Raw genomic sequence first — 16,739 nt, 5'->3', positions numbered from 1 at the left:
CCGCCGAATCGGCGGGGATGGGCAGAGCTCCGGCGGGTACACACGACGAAGCCTTGTAGAGGACCGCGTCCAGTTCGCGGCGCAGCACCGGGAGATCACACATGAAGGCCCGCCGATCAGCCTTCCCAGCGGCGCTGAGCGCCACCGCCGAAGTCGTGGCCGACCGGTACCGGTTGGGAGCCAGGCTCGGCTCCGGTGGCGCCGCCGACGTATACCGGGGGGTCGATCTCCGCCTCAAGCGTCCGGTGGCCGTCAAGGTCTTCCGGCTCGACGCCGAACCGGCGCTGGAGGAGCGCTTCGCTGACGAGGCCGTGCTGCTGGCGGGGCTGCAGCACCCGGGGCTGGTCACTCTCTACGACGCGGGACGGCACGAGAACCGCCCCTTCCTCGTGATGGAGCTGGTGAACGGCCCCACCCTGGCTCAGGGCATCGCGGCAGGGGCCATGGAGCCTCCGCGTGTGGCCCGGCTCGGCACCGCGCTCGCGGGTGCTCTCGCCCATGTGCACGAGGCGGGCATAGTGCACCGCGACGTCAAACCGTCGAACATCCTGCTGGACACCGCGGGCGTCCCGCACCTGGCTGACTTCGGCATCTCACGGATGATCGGCGCCACCCGGCACACGGCTTCCGGGGCACTCCTCGGCACCGCCGCCTACCTGGCACCGGAGCAGGTGCTGGGCAAGGTCGTGGGACCGTCCGCCGACATCTACGCGCTCGGCCTGGTCCTGCTGGAGTGCTTGAAGGGTGAACTCGAGTACGGCGGCACACCCCTTGAAGCCGCTGTGGCTCGCCTGCACCGCCCACCCGTGCTTCCTGGCACGGTGCCCCCGCGGCTGGCCGAGCTCATACATGCCATGACAGCTCTTGACGACAACGTACGGCCCGATGCCCGGCAGTGCGCCGAGGTGCTTTCCGCCCTGGCCGCTGAGGCCCCCGTACCGACCGCGGCGAACGCTGTCGGCCCCGACGGCCCCGACGGCGGCAGGGCAGGGGCGCGAACTGAGGGATGTCCTGCACCGACGGCCGCCGGGCCGAGGCTCCGGCAACAGGCGGTGAGGCCGCTCCGTACCCGTCGTCCGCTGCTCGTCACCGGTGCGGCCGTGCTCACGGCGCTCCTCGGTGCCACCCTGGCCGTCTCACTGGACGGTGCGGGAAACGGCGACGACCGGTCCGCCCCGGGCTCGCTCGGATCCACTCCCCTAGAGCAGCCCTCCCCCACAACCTCTGCAGAAAGCCCGCGGAGAGCGGCGGGACAGCCGGCCGCATCCACGTCCGCGCCCCCGTCGAAGGCTCCTCGCCACGCGACGTCGGCGGCTTCCGATCCGCGGGCCCGTACGCCATCGAGCGATCCGACGAGCGGTCACGGCCCGGGGACGTCAGCGGATCACAAGGACACACAGAACAGCCGCCCCCGCCCGGGCGCCGCTCGAGCCAATGACAAGAACCCGCCCGAGAAGTCGGCAAAGTCGAAAGGCGGGCTCGCGGGGAAGGAGCACGGCTGACTTTCGCACGACGGCGTACCGCGGTACGCACCGGCAGCCCGCGTATCCGGGCCCGGTAGTCGGCCTCCCACTCCCCTGTCTTCGCGGAGACGACGCCGATCTCGTGCAGCCCGCCGTCGACGCGGTCGACCAGATAGAGCCCGTTGCCGACCAGCCTGTACTTCAACTTCCGGGCGCGGCCACCCGCACCGCGTCCGCGCTCACAGCCCGCCACTGCTGATAGTCGCGCTCCAGCTGCTCTTCGACAGCCGGTACGGCGGCATCTCACTCGATCACGCCCGCAGCATCCCGTACCGACCCGGATTCGACCAGCGAGTTCCCACAGCCCAGGGCCATGCGGAAGGGGCCGATCCTCACACGCAGCGCCGTGTCCTGCGTCGTGCCCAGCTCCACCGCCGTCAGCCGCTCGTTCTCTCTCCCCCGAACGCGCCGAGCATCGCCAGCCGGACCACGGCCACGCGGCGAGCAGCACAGCACCATGGACAGACGGCCGCCCCGGCTCCACGAAGATCCGCAAACGTGTCACACGCGTCGCCGTCGACGACATCGCGCGGGACACCGACAGCACGCGCTCGCGGTCCCGCCGCCTGCCGGTTCGGACTGGATCGACGCATCTGCCTGCTGACAGACGCAAAGGTCTACGTCAGGCTCCCTGGCCCTCGCGTCGCGTGCGGGTGACAATCGCCCGCATGACCGAGTCGTCCGGTGGCCCGTCCACCTTCCGTGACCTGTCCGCCCTCGTCGCCTGCCCCCGCGTCAACTCCCTTGCCCTGTCCGTCGATGGCACTCGTCTCGTCGCCGCCGTGCAATCGCTGTCCGGGGACGGGACGCGGTTCGTGTCCGGCCTGTGGGAGATCGATCCGACCGGAGAGCGCGACGCGCTGCGGCTGACCCGGTCCGACAGGGGTGAGTCGGCGCCGGTGTTCGGTCCTGACGGGACGCTGTACTTCCTGTCCGGACGCGCCGCTGCGGACGGTGACGCCGACGAGGACCAGGGCGCCGCGCTGTGGGCGTTGCCGCCGCGCGGGGAGGCCGTCGTCGTGGCCCGGCACCCGGGCGGAATCGCCGCGGTCACCGTCGCCCGGGACTCCGGCGCGCTGTGCCACACCGCGGGGCTGCTGCCGGGGGCCGCCGACGCCGAGGCGCACGGCAAGCTGCGCGCTGCGCGACAGGACGCGAAGGTCACCGCGATCCTGTATGACGCCGGGCCGACCCGCGCCTGGGACCACGACCTCGGCCCGGAGGAGCCGCACACCTTCGTCCGTTCCGGGACCGACGCGGAGCCGGTCGTCGCCGGTGGGCAGGGGGTCGGCCTGGAGGATCCGGGGGACGCGGCGTTGTCGCCGGACGGCACACGGGTGGCGTACCGCCGGTTCGTGCCCGGGCGGGTCCCGGACGAGCATCGCACCGCCGTGGTGGTGGCCGACGCGGTGAGCGGTGAGGAGATCCACGTCGTCGGTGACCGGGAGCACCTCTACGAGGCGCCGCGGTTCACACACGACGGCTCGGCCGTCGTGTGCTGCCGAATGCGCTACCCGACGTACGACGAACCCTGGGACGCGACCCTCGTCCGGATCGACCTGGCCGACGGCGCGGTGCTGGACCTGCTGCCCGGGTTCGACAACTGGCCCGGTGGCGTGGCCTGTTCACCGGTGGACGACACGCTGTTCTTCACGTCCGACGAGCAAGGGCGCGCACCCGTCTTCCGCCGCGACCCGGACGGCAGCGTCACGCGGCTCACCGCGTCGGGCGCGTACGGCTCGCTGACCGTGGCCCCCGACGGGCGGACGCTCTACGCCCTGCGCCACGCGGTCGACGCGCCGCCGACGCCCGTCCGGATCGACGCCGGCGTCGCCGACCAGACTCCGGCCGTGCTGCCCGCCCCGGGTCGCGTCGGCGAGCTGCCCGGCACACTCACCGAGGTGCACGCGGAGGCGGACGACGGGTTCGTACTGCGCGGCTGGCTCGTGCTGCCCGAAGGCGCGTCCGCCGAGCGACCCGCCCCGCTGCTCGTCGCCGTCCACGGCGGACCGCAGTCCAGCTGGAACGGCTGGACCTGGCGGTGGAACCCGTGGCCGTTCGCCGCGCGCGGCTATGCGGTGCTGCTGCCCGATCCAGCCCTGTCGACCGGCTACGGGCAGATCAACCACCGGCGCGGCTGGGGGCAGTGGGGCGGCCGCCCCTACACGGATGTGATCACGCTGACCGACGCGACCGAGGCCCGCAACGACATCGATGCCTCACGTACGGCGCTCGCGGGCGGCTCGTACGGCGGATACATGGCGAACCGGGTCGCCACCAGCACGGACCGGTTCAAGGCGATCATCAGCCATGCGGGCCTGTGGGACCTGCGGATGTTCCAGGGCGACACCGATGTGCCGTGGTACTTCCAGCGGATCTTCGGCGACCCGCTGACCCGCCCCGAGCGGTACGAGGCCGACTCGCCGCACCTGGACGTCGCGAAGATCAGCACCCCGATGCTGGTCATCCACGGCGCCAAGGACTACCGCGTGCCCGTCGGGCAGGGCGCCACGCTCTTCCAGGAACTGCAGCGGCACGAGGTCCCCGCGAAGTACCTCTACTTCCCGGACGAGAACCACTGGGTCCTGAAGCCGAACCACACACGCCTGTGGTACGAGACGTTCCTCAACTTCCTGGACCACCACGTCCTCGGCGCCGAATGGCAGCAGCCCGGCCTGCTGTGAGCGAGCCGAGCCGGACAGCCCTCGGCTCTGCCGACTTACGCCCCCGGCCTTCGGGGCCGCCGAGGCCGTCTCACCGTGTCGCGCCCCAGCCGCGTCAGCCGCGTCGGCCCCGGACGCTGCATGCCTGCACCCGGTCACACGCTCGTCGGCACGCCGGCAGAGCCACACCGGGTGACGGCTGCGCACGGCACCGTCAGGAGTAGGACACTCACGTGGTGATGCCGCGGTGTGACGGGGTACGGCCCCGGCTGGTTCGCCTGGCCGTGAGGATCCGTCGTTCATCGACGCGCGCATGCCGAGTTCAGGATCTTTGGCAGGAGCGTGGACGCGATGTCGGCCGTACCGACGAGTTTTGGGCGGATCCGCAGTCCACACCCTGGTTCCACCGACAGCGGTGGTCCTGCGCCGGTAACGATCCGGCGCAGGAGGAAGCACATGGAGGCAGTGATGGGCGTCAACGACTCCGAGCAGGAGCGCACGATCCCAACGGGCGAGCAGGCGACGCGAGTGAGCGGTCCCAGGGTGTTGGTGGCGGGGGCGAGCGTCGCGGGACCCGCCCTGGCCCATTGGCTGCGCCGGCGGGGGGCCGAGGTGACCGTGGTGGAGCGGGCTCCCGAGCTGCGTCCCGGCGGGCAGGCGGTGGACGCACGCGGGGTCGCCAAGGAGGTCATCGAACGCATGGGGCTGGACGCGACGGTCCGCGCGGCATGCACCGACACCGCCGGCGCGCACACCGTGGACGCAGCCGGGCAGGTGCTGGAGACCTTCCGCGCCGACGACGACGGTGGCGACGGGTTCATCGCGGACATCGAGATCCTGCGCGGGGACCTGTCCCAGGTGCTCTACGACGACACCCGCGACGGCGTCGAGTACATCTTCGGCGACCGAATCGCCGAACTCGCCCAGGACGCGGACGGGGTCGACGTGGTCTTCGCGGGCGGCGACCGGCGGCGCTTCGACCTGGTGGTCGGGGCCGACGGGCTGCACTCGGAGCTGCGGGCGATGGTCTTCGGGCCGCATGAGCGGTTCCTGCGCCACCTTGGGCACGTGCTGGCCTTCTACAGTGTGCCCAACGAGTTCGGGCTGGACCGCTGGCTGCTCGAGTACCAGGACCAGGAGTCCGGTCGCTCAGCCCTCCTGCGGCCCATCCAGGACGCCACTCGGGCGATGGCCATGTTCTACTGCGCCTCGGCCGACTTCGACGTCGACTACCGTGACGTCGCGGCCCAAAAGCGCCTGCTGCGTGAGCGGATGGCGGGCCTGGGCTGGCTGGCCCCGGACGTCCTCGCGCACCTGGACGACACCCCGGACTTCTACCTCGACCAGGTGGCTCAAGTGGTGATGGACCGCTGGTCGAGCGGGCGAGTGGGGCTGCTCGGGGACGCGGCGTTCAGCTCGTCACCGATGTCCGGGCAGGGCACCGGGCTTGCACTGGTCGGCGCCTACGTACTGGCCGGGGAGCTGGCCTCCGCGGACTGGGACCCCGCCACCGGGTTCGCCCGTTACGAGGCGCGGATGCGCCCGTTCGTCGAGGCCAACCAGGAGATCGGCCGATTGAACGCCCGCAGTCGCGAGGTCCCCGGGCCGGACGCCGAGCCGCTCCCCGATTCCGCCGGCGAATGGTTCACCGAGCTGGTCGGGCGCGCGATCAACGGCGTCGAGCTGCCCGACTACGCGGGGGCGCCGGACTCCGCAGCCCCGGCCGCATCCCCGAGCACCTCGTCAGCCAAGCCGTAGGTGACCCTTACCGTGTCTTCCTCCCCTTGGGGACACCCTCCAGCACCGGGCGCTCTTCCTGGACACCGCCCGCCGCACCTGCCCTCCGGAACTCCAGCCGCAGTTCGAGGCGTTCCAGGAACGTTGCACCCGCCAGCCGGCAGGCACGCTCCACCCCGGCGAAGCCCTTCTCCTGTGGCTGCCCGTCTGCATTCCCATCGCCCACGACGCGGCGGGCGGCGGCCTGTTCGCCGACCTGCGGGCGGGGCGGCACCAGGGCTGCCTGATCCGCTACACGGGCCACGGCCACGCGCCCGAAGCCGCCTGGCCGCATCTCGCCGCACTGCTGACCCACGTGGCCGACACCCTCGAGTCGCCCGACGATGCCGACCGAGCGACTGGCGCCACGGTGAGAATCGGCCGCTGGACCGTGCCGGGGCCGGGGGCGACAAGGACCTCAACTGGGCTGTGTCGGTGGACTCCACGATCGTGCGGGCTCACCAGCATGCGGCCGGGACTGCACCGGCTTGCTCGTCCCACACCTCTCCTGGGTGTGGCGGCGGGGGGCCGGTCCGCCCGACGATGACTGGATGGGCAAAAGGGAGACGCCGGAGGAAGCGGTCCGCCGACTCGGCCGGGAGGCTTTCGGGTTCCTGCGGGAGGCGGGATTCGCCGGGCCCCACGACATCGACGGTGGCTTCGAATACGCCGGTCAAGGCCTGCGCATCACCATCTACTACTACTTCTGGAAGAAGGAAGCCGAAGTGGTCGCGGACGTCCGCGTCCTGGACGACTCCGGCCTCAAGGTTTACGCAGGCATCGCTCAGCTGTACGCCGAGTGCGGTTTCGGAGCCGTCAATCATCTGCCCGGCAGCGCCGACAGCGCCCGGCTGGCTGACCTTCGCGTGCGGGCCTTCGCCGCCGCCCTGGGAGCCTTGCTGCCCTTCCTCCTCGCCCCCGATCGCACCGCGCTCGTCCGCCGGGCGTCTGCCCGCCCATGACGCTCCCGAGCACCCGCGCGCATAGCTTGTGGCGCTTCAGAAGACCAACGACACCGCGCCTGCCACCGCCGACGCAACGGGACAGTGTGCACACCGCTCGCGAGAACGGCGGCCCTCCAACCCGACGCACCGTACGGGCAAGTGCCCGGACTTCTCCCGGACGCCGGGGACGAAGGTCGTGGGGCGGCACCTGAGAAGCGGCCCAGGCAGATCCTCCGTATTCGCTCCTGACAGACTGTCGCCCTCGGGACATCGGCAAGGCGACGGAACAGGTGGGACGGGGTGCGCTCGCAGAACACGCAGGAACGGCCGGACGTCACCGTCGTCATGGCGGCGAGAGCCGGGGACCGGCAGGCTTCGGAACAGCTGATACGGGACTGTCTGCCGTTGGTCTACAACATCGTCGGGCGGGCGCTGGACGGGCACAGCGATGTCGACGACGTGGTCCAGGAGACGATGATGCGGGTCCTGGACGGGTTGCCCGGCCTGGAGCAACCGGATCGGTTCCGGTCCTGGCTCGTCGCCATCACCGTGCGGCAGATCCGTGACCGGTGGCGCAGCAGGCGCACGGGGCTCACCGTGGAATCCCTGGAGGAGAACGCCCAGGAACCGGGCCCTCAGGCCGACTTCTCCGACCTGGCGATTCTTCGGCTTGCGCTGTCGGGCCAGCGGCGTGAGGCGGTGGAGGCGACCCGCTGGCTGGAGGACGAGGAACGCGAGGTACTCGCGCTGTGGTGGATGGAGAGCGCCGGTGAACTGACCCGCGGCGAGCTCTCGGTGGCCTGCGGCCTCACCCCCCAGCATGCCGCGGTCCGGATCCAGCGGGTCAAGGAACGGCTGGAGACGGCGCGTACCGTCGTACGAGCCGTGACGGCCTCGCCGCGCTGCCCGGACCTGGCGACCGTACTCACCTCATGGGACGGGCGACCGTCCGCGCTGTGGCGCAAGCGCCTGGCACGCCATGTTCGCGCCTGTCCGCAGTGCCTGATGAACTCGTCCGATCTGATACCGGCGGAGGGACTGCTGGCCGGCCTCGCGCTGGTGCCGGCGCCGGTCGGCCTGGCCGGACTGGTACTGGCCAGAGCGCTGAGGGCGGACTCGGCCGGGGCGACCGTCGGCACGGGCATGGGCACTGGCACTGGCACTGGCACTGGCACGCGTACGGCGAGTGGTGCAAGCCGCGCGGCGCGGACGATCGGCAGGCTGGCCGTCAAGCCCGCGGCGGCGGCAGCCGCAGGAGCCGTCACGCTCGCGGCTGCCGGAGTGGCCTGGTACACCGCAGCGGGGTCTCACGAGCCGGCCGTGGGGTCTCACGAGCCGGCCGCGCGGCCCGCCGTCGCGGCCCCGCTGTCGCCCGCGGCCTCGTCCGTGCCGCCGGCCCCGAGAGCGTCCGCCTCACGGACACCGGCACCCGCAACGACGCCGACAGAGGCCCCGGCGACGCCGGTCGCGGTGCGGTTCTCGGGGCGACATGCCCTACGGTCGGTCGACAATCCCGAGGACTACGTGAGCCAATCCGGCCGACTCGGCATCCTGGGCCCCGTCGGCACCACCAGCTCCGCGGTCACCCGTCAGGCGGCCACCTTCACCTTCGTTCCCGGCCTGGCCGACCCCCACTGCTACTCACTCAGGGACGCCACGGGCAGGTACCTGCGCCACTACGCCTTCCGCATCCGGCTGGACACCGACGACCGATCCGCCATCTTCCGGAAGGACACCACTTTCTGCCCCCGCCCCGGTTCCACGGCCGGTTCGGTCTCCCTCGAGTCGTACAACTACCCCGGCCGCTACCTCCGCCACCGGGACAACCTCCAGTTGTGGCTCGACCCTTCCGAGAACACGGCCGCCTACCGGGCCAGCCGCTCCTTCGTCCTTGTGGCGCCCTGGACCTGACACGGAACGTCTTCGCAGAACGTCGTGAACGGGCGGTGATCGGCACGAGCATGAACGTGGTGCCTCGGAGTGTCGAGCAAAGTGGATGATGAGAGAACCGGTCACACGGCACAGCGTCCACGACGGAACCGCGCCGCGCCGCCGGATGCCTTCTGCACCGCTGACCTGCGCACGCCCGGCAGCCACGCGGCGAGTGAGAAGCGCCGCATGGATGTCCGGCAGCTCGAGTCCTTCCTCGTTCTCGGCCTTCGGACTACCCCGACTTCGTGAGCGTGTGCAGCATGGCGGCGGAAGACGAGGTGCACGAGACGACCGGGCCGACCGTCGGTGCGATCAGGTCGGTCTCGGCCGTACCCGAACGACTGTGGTCGCCGACCTGGTCGCCATATTGCCGTCGGCAGCGTCCAACGAGTTCGACTCCGGACGCTTTGGCAGCCTTCGCCGACGTCGCACCCGCACCGCGCGACTCGGGCAAGGTCAGCGGCAGCCTCCACCGGCCGGTGACCTGGTCTTCTACACCTCCGCACTGGTCAGCGTCCGCTATGACCCGAACTCGCGGAAGTTCTACGATCGCAAACGCGCCGAAGGCAAGAAGCACATCCAGGCCGTGCTCGCCCTGGCCCGCCGACGCGTCAACGTCATCTGGGCACTGATCCGTGACCGACGGTGCTACGAGGTCACGCCTCCGGTCAGCGAGGCGGCCTGACTGCTGGGCGCGCATAATCACGGTCGGCCCATTTCCCGCGCGGTTATCCTCCAGGGATGCCACTTCGTCAGTACGCCTACTTCGCGCTGTTCAGCCAGCACGTCTCGGCAGACGACATGACCTTCCAATTGGGCATGATGCCTGACGAGGTGACTGTTCGCGGCAGCCGGTTCCACGAGCCGACGGCGGTTCCGGTGAACCACTCGTGGATGGTTGTCTGCCGGGAGCCGGGTCTGCGCGTCGACGAGCAGATCACCCGCATTCTCGACAGGCTGCAGCCCCACACGGACCGCATCTGCGACCTCACCGGGCAGTTGGCCCGCACCGGCGGCGGAGCAGTGCTCCAGATCGTGCGCTACTTCAACGACACAGACCAAGCCCACCCGGACGCAGCGGATGCCCCCAGCCTCTTGGGTTGGCACCTGGACCGAAAGGTCCTGGACTTCCTCAGCGCCACTGGAGCCGAACTGGACATCGACGAGTACGACATGGCCGGAGCCGAGGACGCCAGGTGAGCACATGACCTCGTGCGCACCTGGCACATGAGTTGCACTCCCACGGCTTGACAACAGCATTAGGAAGTCTTCTCCGTCGGTGTCAACCCTCAATTCGATGTCCGCTACTCACCGAGGGTCTCTTTCCCGGAGACCGTCTTGCCAACGGCCCCCGACATACCATCATGCGGATCTCCCATGCACCTCCCCACGTTTCCGGCCCGTTCCTCCCGCGCGAAGCGGACCCCTGTCGGCGCGCCACCAGCGGCGTGACGCCAGTGCGGCCAGACCCGCGCCGACGGTGTTCAGCAGTACGTCGTCCACGGACGACACCCGGTCCAGTCGCAGGGCGTACTGCGCTGTCTCGACCAGGACCGAGCAGCCCGCCCCGAGCGCCAGAACCCGCCGTACCGATGCCAGTTCCGCGAACCGCAGCGGACCGAGGAACCCCAGCGCCGCGAACACCAGCAGGTTGCCGACGATCTGGCCCGCGTCCATCGTGAGCAGGTCCCGCAGCGGCACCAGGTTCACGACCGCCCCGTCCTCGTCGCCCGGCAGCAGGATCAACCAGACCGGCGGCACTGTCCCGTAGACGATGCCGACCTCGGCGATCGAGGTGCGCCACGCCCCCGCCGCCCTGGCACCGGTGCGCCGCCGCCGGCCTGCCAGGGCCCATGCCGCCAGCGCTGCCAACGGCAACGTGCCCACGGTGAGGAGAACCACCCCGGTGAACGTACCGACCCAGCCGTGCCACCCTTCGAGTCGCACCCCGCCACCTCTGCTTCCATCCGGTTGTCATCGGCAGTCTCACCGGCGGCACATATCGGCGGCGTATTGATCGGCGTTCGACGCCGTAACGAACAAGATCATCGAACGACATCCCTGAACTCATCGCCTCTCAAGGTTCGGTGAGAACAGTCACCCGTCGCTGCGGCAGGACAGTACGACTCCCGGGCCGGAGCACCACTCCCTGATCAACTCCTACGGCCTGCTCCGCGAGGACATCAGCGTGTCGAACCTGTCGCCCTCAACCTCGCCGAACAGCCGCGGCTCGGTCGCCGACCTCGGCGACCACCCGGCGATGATCCTGCGCCACCACGGCCTGCTGACCGTCGACGAGACCTGTGCACAGGCGTTCCTGCGCGTTCGGCGAGCGCATCGCCCCCTGACAACGGCGCGGACGTCCCGCTCGAGCCCGGGCGACGGGGGCATGGATCAGTTCACGAAACACAGGCGGCGACCCTCGGATACGCCTCGGCCGACGACACACCTGACGAACGGCCACGCCGCTCGCACCTCGTCCTCACCGGGGCGTCGAGGGCTGCTCCCTGCCGTCGCCTCCCCCGTCATTGACCGCAGCCACACCGCCCGTTCGGTGCACCTGGCACTGACCGCAGCGACAGCCCTCCGCAGCCCCTACCGTTGCCACGCCCCAGCTGACCAGCTGCATGGACCACGCATCCTCGCTGATGCGGCAGGGCTCTCTCCCAGCTGAATTTCGGCTGCACGGACCTTGACATGCTCTTCCGCAGGGACGAAAAATTCTCGCTACAAACACGCGGATGAAACGATTCAACATTCCGCCGTCCCACGCGTTCCTTCCCTCCCCAACTCGCGGGGCGCCTCTCCTCCCCGCCATCACCGCACATCAACAGCAGGAGCCCGCATGCCCTCTCCAACGCGCCGGTCCGTTCTGCGCTCGGCCATAGCCGTGGCGCTCACGCCCACCCTCGGCTCGGTGCTTCTGCCGCGGCTCGCTCCCGCGGCAGCCGCCGCCGTCTCCTGGACCGCGAAGTGGATCTGGGCTCCGTCCAGCTCTACGAACCAGTGGGTGGCGTTCCGCAGATCGTTCACCCTGGGCTCCGCACCGTCGAAGGCCGTGACGCAGATCGCGGCGGACTCCAAATACTGGCTGTGGGTCAACGGCACGCTCGTCGTCTTCGACGGGCAGCTCAAGCGCGGCCCCAACCGCACCGGCACCTACTACGACGAGCTCGACCTCGCCCCGTATCTGACGAGCGGCCGCAACACGGTGGCGTTGCTGGTGTGGTACTTCGGCAAGGAGGGCTTCTCGCACAGCAGCAGCGGCAAGGGCGGTCTGCTGTTCCAGTCCGACATCACCACCGGTTCCACCACCACCCGGGTCGTCAGCGACACCAACTGGAAGCACACCGTCCACCCGGGCTACTCCAACAACACCAGCGGCACCCAGGTCAACTTCCGCCTGCCCGAGTCGAACATCTACTTCGACGCCCGCAACGCCACCGCCATGACCGCCTGGGAGTCGGCCGGGTTCGACGACAGCTCGTGGAGCGCCCCCACCGACTTCGGAGCCGCCGGCACCGCACCCTGGAACGATCTCGTCCAGCGGCCGGTCCCGCAGTTCCGGTACTCAGGCCTGAAGTCCTACGCCAACGCCTCCGCGCTGCCGTCCACGGGCCAGGGCGCCACCGCCATCACCGCCACCCTGCCCTCGAACCTCCAGGTCACGCCCTATCTGAAGGTGGACGCTCCAACCGGCGCGGTGATCGGCATGCAGACCGACCACTACGCCGACGGCGACGGCCTGACCGGCCTCACACCCGGGGCGGAGAACAACATGCGTGCCACCTATGTCTGTACGGGTGGGGTCCAGGAGTTCGAGGCGCTGGCCTGGATGAGCGGCACGGCGGTGAAGTACACGATCCCCGCCGGCGTCACCATTCTGGAGCTGAAGTACCGGGAGTCCGGCTACGACACCGACTTCGCCGGATCGTTCAGCAGCAGTGAGGCCTTCTTCGACACCCTGTGGGGCAAGGCGGCGCGCACGATGTACGTCAACATGCGCGACAACTACATGGACTGCCCCACCCGCGAGCGCGCCCAGTGGTGGGGCGATGTGGTCAACCAGCTCAAGGAGGGTTTCTACACCTTCGACACCCGCTCCCACGCCCTCGGCGCCAAGGCCATCGCCCAGCTGACCGCCTGGCAGAAGCCCGGCGGGGTGCTCTACTCGCCGGTCCCGTCCACCATCTGGACCGCCGAACTGCCCGTCCAGATGCTCGCCTCGGTGTGGGCCTTCGGTACGTACCACCTCTACACCGGCAACTCCGCCGCCGTCTCCGGCACCTACCCGGCGGTGAAGGCGTACCTCAACCTGTGGAGCCTGGACTCCGCCGGGCTGGTCAGCCACCGCGCCGGGGACTGGGACTGGGAGGACTGGGGCAGCAACATCGACGCCCGCGTCCTGGACAACTGCTGGTACTACCTGGCCCTGGACACGGCCATCACCCTCGCCGGTCTCAGCGGCAACAGCGGCGACGTGGCTTCCTGGCAGGCCAAGCGCGACAGCATCAAGGCCAACTTCGACCGCGTCCTGTGGGACGCCTCCCGGAACGAGTACCGCTCCCCCGGCTACAACGGAGACACCGATGACCGCGCCAACGGCCTCGCCGTCGTCGCCGGCCTCGCGCCCACCGCCCGCTACCGGGCGATCACCGAGGTGCTGCGCACCCACCTCAACGCCAGCCCCTACATGGAGTTCTACGTCCTGGAAGCGCTCTACCTGATGGGAGCGGCCGGCGTCGCCGAGGAGCGCATGCGTAACCGCTACGCCGCCCAGGTGGCCGACCCCGCCTGCTACACCCTTTGGGAGATATGGGACAAGTCGGGTGGAACCGACAATCACGCCTGGAACGGCGGCCCCTTGTACGCCATGTCCGCGTACGCAGCCGGCGTGCGCCCCACCAAGCCCGGCTGGACCACGTACGACGTCGTCCCGCAAACCGGTACGTTCACGCGGATCAACACGGTGACACCGACCGTCAAGGGCGACATCCGCGTGGGCATCACCCGTGACGGCTCCCAGGCGACGCTGACCCTCACCTCCCCGAGCGGAACGACGGCGCGCGTGGGCGTGCCGACCTATGGCGGCTCCTCACCGGTCATCAAGGCCAACGGCACCACCGTCTTCACGGGCGGCGGCGCAACCGGGGCCGTCTCCGGCCTCGCTTACGCGAGCAAGGACTCCTCTTACGTCTATTTCACCGTGCAACCGGGCAGCTGGACGTTCGCGGTCAGCGGCGCCGGCCGTCTCGACAACCTCGCCCTTGGCCGCCCCGTCACCAGCAACAGCAGCCTGGAGAACGGCGACTGGGGCAAGGACCGGCTCACCGACGGCAAGCTCACCAGCGTGGCCGGTGCCAAGGGCTACACCAGCCTCGACTTCCCCTCCGCCGACGTCAGCGCCAACCCCGTCTGGGTGGAGATCGACCTCGGCGCCGACACCGACCTCGACGCCGTGCGCCTCTTCCCCCGCACGGACACGGCCGCGGTCGGTGGCGGCACCGCGGGCTTCCCCGTCGACTTCGCCCTCCAGGTGCGGGCCGACGGCTCCACCGGGTACACCACCGTCCGCACGGTCACGGTCGAGCCCAACCCCGCGGGGCTGGTGCAGACGTACGGCTTCAAGACCACCCGCGCCCGATACGTGCGTCTCCAGGCCACGAAACTCGGTACCCCGCCCGTCGACGAGACCACCAAGTACCGCCTCCAGCTCGCCGAACTCACCGTCCCCACCGCCACGACCGCCGTCAGCAGCAACTACACGCTGGAGAACGGCGACTGGGGCAAGACCCGGCTCCTGGACGGCACCACCACCAGCGTGGCCGGCTCCAAGGGCTACACCAGCGTCGACTTCTCCTCCGCCGACGTCAGCGCCAGCCCCGTCTGGGTGGAGATCGACCTCGGCGCCAACCGGCCCATCGGCTCCGTCACTCTCTGTCCCCGCACGGACATCGGCGCGGCCGGCGGCGGCACAGCCGGCTTCCCCGTGGACTTCACGATCCAGACGCGTCCTGAGGGATCCAGCACCTACACCACCAGCCGTACCATCACCGCCGAACCCAATCCCAACGGAGCCGCTCAGACCTACCCCCTCACATCCACCACCGGCCGCTATCTGCGGCTCACGGCCACGAAGCTCGGCAAGCCCGCGTCGGACGAGAGCACCAGGTACCGCCTCCAACTCGCCGAGATCCGCATCAAATAGCGCCCATCTCCAGACGCGCGGGCGGTGCGGTCACTCACCACGACCTCACCGCCCCGGCGTTCAGCCGACACCGAGAGGACGGCGGCCATCTCCCTCAGCGGACTCCCCGTGTGGGCGCACGGCGTCACCTGAGGGCGGGTCAACTCGGCCAGGGCCCACGAGCATGCGCGGGCCGCTATCGACGGCGATCCGGTGGCCGCGATGCAACGTGGCGGCGGCATGCGTAACCTGCCCGCCAATCCTCCCGGTGGCCCCCTTGCGTGAGACCGCGGCCGGTGACCAGTGCTGTCCGGAGTCGCGGGTGGTCCGCAACAGACCCCGTTATGCGGCTCTTCGGGAGCCCAGCCCCACGCCCGCCGCCACCCAGTCAACAGGTTGCCCGACCAGATAGCGGGTTGGACCCGCTGAGCAGTCGACGCGCACCTCAGCCGTCGACGACAGCGCTCCCGTCACGGTTCGGCCCGGACCCCTGGAACAGCCAGATGCCTAGGAGATAGCGGTGGCGGGCGGTGTCCAACGGTGGGCGCGTCGCAGGGTGCCGCTGACACCGAAGTCCTTCTTCAGTTGTTCGGGGATGGCGTAATGCATCACGCGTCCGCGGGTGAGGGAGGACAGCTCGAAGATGGTGGTGAGGTGGCCGATGCGGTCCAGCGCCCAGGCTCCGAGGGGAGAGCGGTCCTCGATGGTCTCCAGCACGCCGAGCAGGTGGGGCACGGTCTTGACGACGGTGTCCCATGGGGTACGGGGGACCTGCAACCAGTCGGCGCAGGTGTCGCCGATCAGGTAGCGGATCAGGGCGGACACGATGGGGTCGAAGAGGGTGCCGGGCACGACCTCCTCGTAGAGGCCGATGAGTTGCCGGGTCAGGTGGGCGCCATCTTCGGAGGGCCCCATGTGTCGCACCATGTACAGGTCGAGGAACTGCCGGGCCTCTTCCAGGGTCTTGGGGGCGGCGTCCTGGTCGATGCCGAGGATCGCGCCGACCACGCGCCAGGCGTAGAAGTACGCTTCGGCTCCCTCGACGCTCATGTGGATGCCGAGGCGGTGCAGACTGTCCAGGACCAGGAGGGAGAAGAACATCTGCCCGCCGATCATGTCCTCCTGACAGATCGGCGTCCCCATCGCTGCGGTGTCCCAGCGGTTCTCCCGTTTGAGGTGGTGGCGGATGGAGGCGTGCAGCAGGCGCACTTTCTGCGCGGCGGGGACGAACCGGCTTCCCGCCTCGAAGGCGTCGGGTTGCATGAGGTAGACGGTGAACTGGCCGGTCTCCGCCATCCGCTTGGACGGGTAGCTCAGCCCGTGGGTGGCCGACAGCAGCTTCGCGACGTGCGGGACGACGTAGCAGGCGGGCATGGAGGCGAAGGACAGCGCGGTGGAGATGTGCACGTTGTTGTCGATGAAGAACAGGCGGGCCTTCTCCATCTCGCCCCAGTCCACCCAGGCCGGTGGCACGCTGGTGGCCTGGAGGTACTCCTGTGCGACATCGGGAAGTCCGTCCGGCAGGGGGGCGCCGACCGTGGAGACGTAGCGCATCAAGGCGTTGAACTTGGCCACTTCCCCGCGCTCGAACAGCTCGGCGACGACGGCGTCGGCGAGGTCGTCACCGGCCTGCCGCAGGGCGTCCATCGAGGCCTCGGTGCAGGTCATGGCGGAACTCCTTGGATAGGCGGGATCTTTACGAGGCGGGACGGTG

The 16,739-nt window shown here is 69.8% G+C and carries 10 protein-coding genes and 2 pseudogenes; 9 read left to right on the top strand and 3 right to left on the bottom strand.

Annotated elements, in window-relative coordinates; translation table 11 throughout:
- Positions 1–101: 101 nt before the first annotated feature.
- From D1369_RS40815 to D1369_RS40800, 3 genes are all read left to right on the top strand, one after another.
- Positions 102–1,502, top strand: a complete 1,401-nt coding sequence (locus D1369_RS40815; protein WP_037898610.1) for a serine/threonine-protein kinase — start codon at positions 102–104, stop codon at positions 1,500–1,502.
- Positions 1,503–2,191: 689 nt separating this feature from the next.
- On the top strand, positions 2,192–4,207 hold the full coding sequence (locus D1369_RS40805) for a S9 family peptidase (RefSeq protein ID WP_118083060.1): 2,016 nt from the start codon (positions 2,192–2,194) through the stop codon (positions 4,205–4,207).
- 435 nt (positions 4,208–4,642) lie between these two features.
- The gene (locus tag D1369_RS40800) at positions 4,643–5,944 is read left to right on the top strand and encodes an FAD-dependent monooxygenase (RefSeq protein ID WP_237557580.1); all 1,302 of its coding nucleotides are present in this window, start codon (positions 4,643–4,645) and stop codon (positions 5,942–5,944) included.
- A gap of 7 nt (positions 5,945–5,951) precedes the next feature.
- On the opposite strand, the gene D1369_RS40795 is transcribed toward D1369_RS40800, so the two are convergent.
- Complete coding sequence (locus D1369_RS40795) at positions 5,952–6,278, bottom strand: hypothetical protein (RefSeq protein WP_007379385.1); 327 nt, start codon at positions 6,276–6,278, stop codon at positions 5,952–5,954.
- Positions 6,279–6,513: 235 nt separating this feature from the next.
- Here D1369_RS40795 and D1369_RS40790 point away from each other — a divergent pair, with 235 nt between their 5' ends.
- From D1369_RS40790 to D1369_RS40775, 4 genes and pseudogenes are all read left to right on the top strand, one after another.
- The gene (locus tag D1369_RS40790) at positions 6,514–6,924 is read left to right on the top strand and encodes a hypothetical protein (protein ID WP_050789652.1); all 411 of its coding nucleotides are present in this window, start codon (positions 6,514–6,516) and stop codon (positions 6,922–6,924) included.
- A 282-nt stretch (positions 6,925–7,206) separates the two neighbouring features.
- Entirely contained in the window at positions 7,207–8,817 is a 1,611-nt protein-coding gene (locus tag D1369_RS40785) for a sigma-70 family RNA polymerase sigma factor (protein WP_118083059.1), read from the top strand.
- Between the two features lie 413 nt (positions 8,818–9,230).
- Positions 9,231–9,523, top strand: a pseudogene (locus D1369_RS40780) (transposase); the annotation flags it as partial.
- A gap of 56 nt (positions 9,524–9,579) precedes the next feature.
- Positions 9,580–10,038, top strand: coding sequence for a DUF4279 domain-containing protein (locus D1369_RS40775; protein ID WP_007379390.1), 459 nt, complete (start codon positions 9,580–9,582; stop codon positions 10,036–10,038).
- 162 nt (positions 10,039–10,200) lie between these two features.
- Here D1369_RS40775 and D1369_RS40770 read toward each other — a convergent pair.
- A pseudogene (locus D1369_RS40770) lies at positions 10,201–10,841 on the bottom strand (VanZ family protein).
- Positions 10,842–11,026: 185 nt separating this feature from the next.
- Between D1369_RS40770 and D1369_RS44820 the strand changes: the two are divergent.
- Together D1369_RS44820 and D1369_RS40760 are read left to right on the top strand one after the other, a co-directional pair.
- Positions 11,027–11,512 (top strand): class II aldolase/adducin family protein, encoded by a 486-nt coding sequence (locus tag D1369_RS44820; protein ID WP_342364910.1) that lies wholly within the window; start codon positions 11,027–11,029, stop codon positions 11,510–11,512.
- Between the two features lie 171 nt (positions 11,513–11,683).
- Positions 11,684–15,046: a discoidin domain-containing protein gene (locus D1369_RS40760; RefSeq protein ID WP_162951051.1), complete on the top strand. Its 3,363-nt coding sequence runs from the start codon at positions 11,684–11,686 to the stop codon at positions 15,044–15,046.
- 486 nt (positions 15,047–15,532) lie between these two features.
- Here the strand turns inward: D1369_RS40760 and D1369_RS40755 are convergent, their stop codons facing one another.
- On the bottom strand, positions 15,533–16,693 hold the full coding sequence (locus tag D1369_RS40755; RefSeq protein WP_007379393.1) for an oxygenase MpaB family protein: 1,161 nt from the start codon (positions 16,691–16,693) through the stop codon (positions 15,533–15,535).
- Positions 16,694–16,739 lie beyond the last annotated feature (46 nt).

It is taken from the genome of Streptomyces sp. CC0208 (assembly GCF_003443735.1).
GTDB lineage: Bacteria > Actinomycetota > Actinomycetes > Streptomycetales > Streptomycetaceae > Streptomyces > Streptomyces sviceus.
This window is presented reverse-complemented; position numbering and strand designations above follow the sequence as displayed.

Coding starts and splice junctions, on each gene's coding strand:
- D1369_RS40815 (WP_037898610.1), top strand. CDS start 102: ATGAAGGCCCGCCGATCAGCCTTCCCAGCGGCGCTGAGCGCCACCGCC.
- D1369_RS40805 (WP_118083060.1), top strand. CDS start 2,192: ATGACCGAGTCGTCCGGTGGCCCGTCCACCTTCCGTGACCTGTCCGCC.
- D1369_RS40800 (WP_237557580.1), top strand. CDS start 4,643: ATGGAGGCAGTGATGGGCGTCAACGACTCCGAGCAGGAGCGCACGATC.
- D1369_RS40790 (WP_050789652.1), top strand. CDS start 6,514: ATGGGCAAAAGGGAGACGCCGGAGGAAGCGGTCCGCCGACTCGGCCGG.
- D1369_RS40775 (WP_007379390.1), top strand. CDS start 9,580: ATGCCACTTCGTCAGTACGCCTACTTCGCGCTGTTCAGCCAGCACGTC.
- D1369_RS40760 (WP_162951051.1), top strand. CDS start 11,684: ATGCCCTCTCCAACGCGCCGGTCCGTTCTGCGCTCGGCCATAGCCGTG.
- D1369_RS40755 (WP_007379393.1), bottom strand. CDS start 16,693: ATGACCTGCACCGAGGCCTCGATGGACGCCCTGCGGCAGGCCGGTGAC.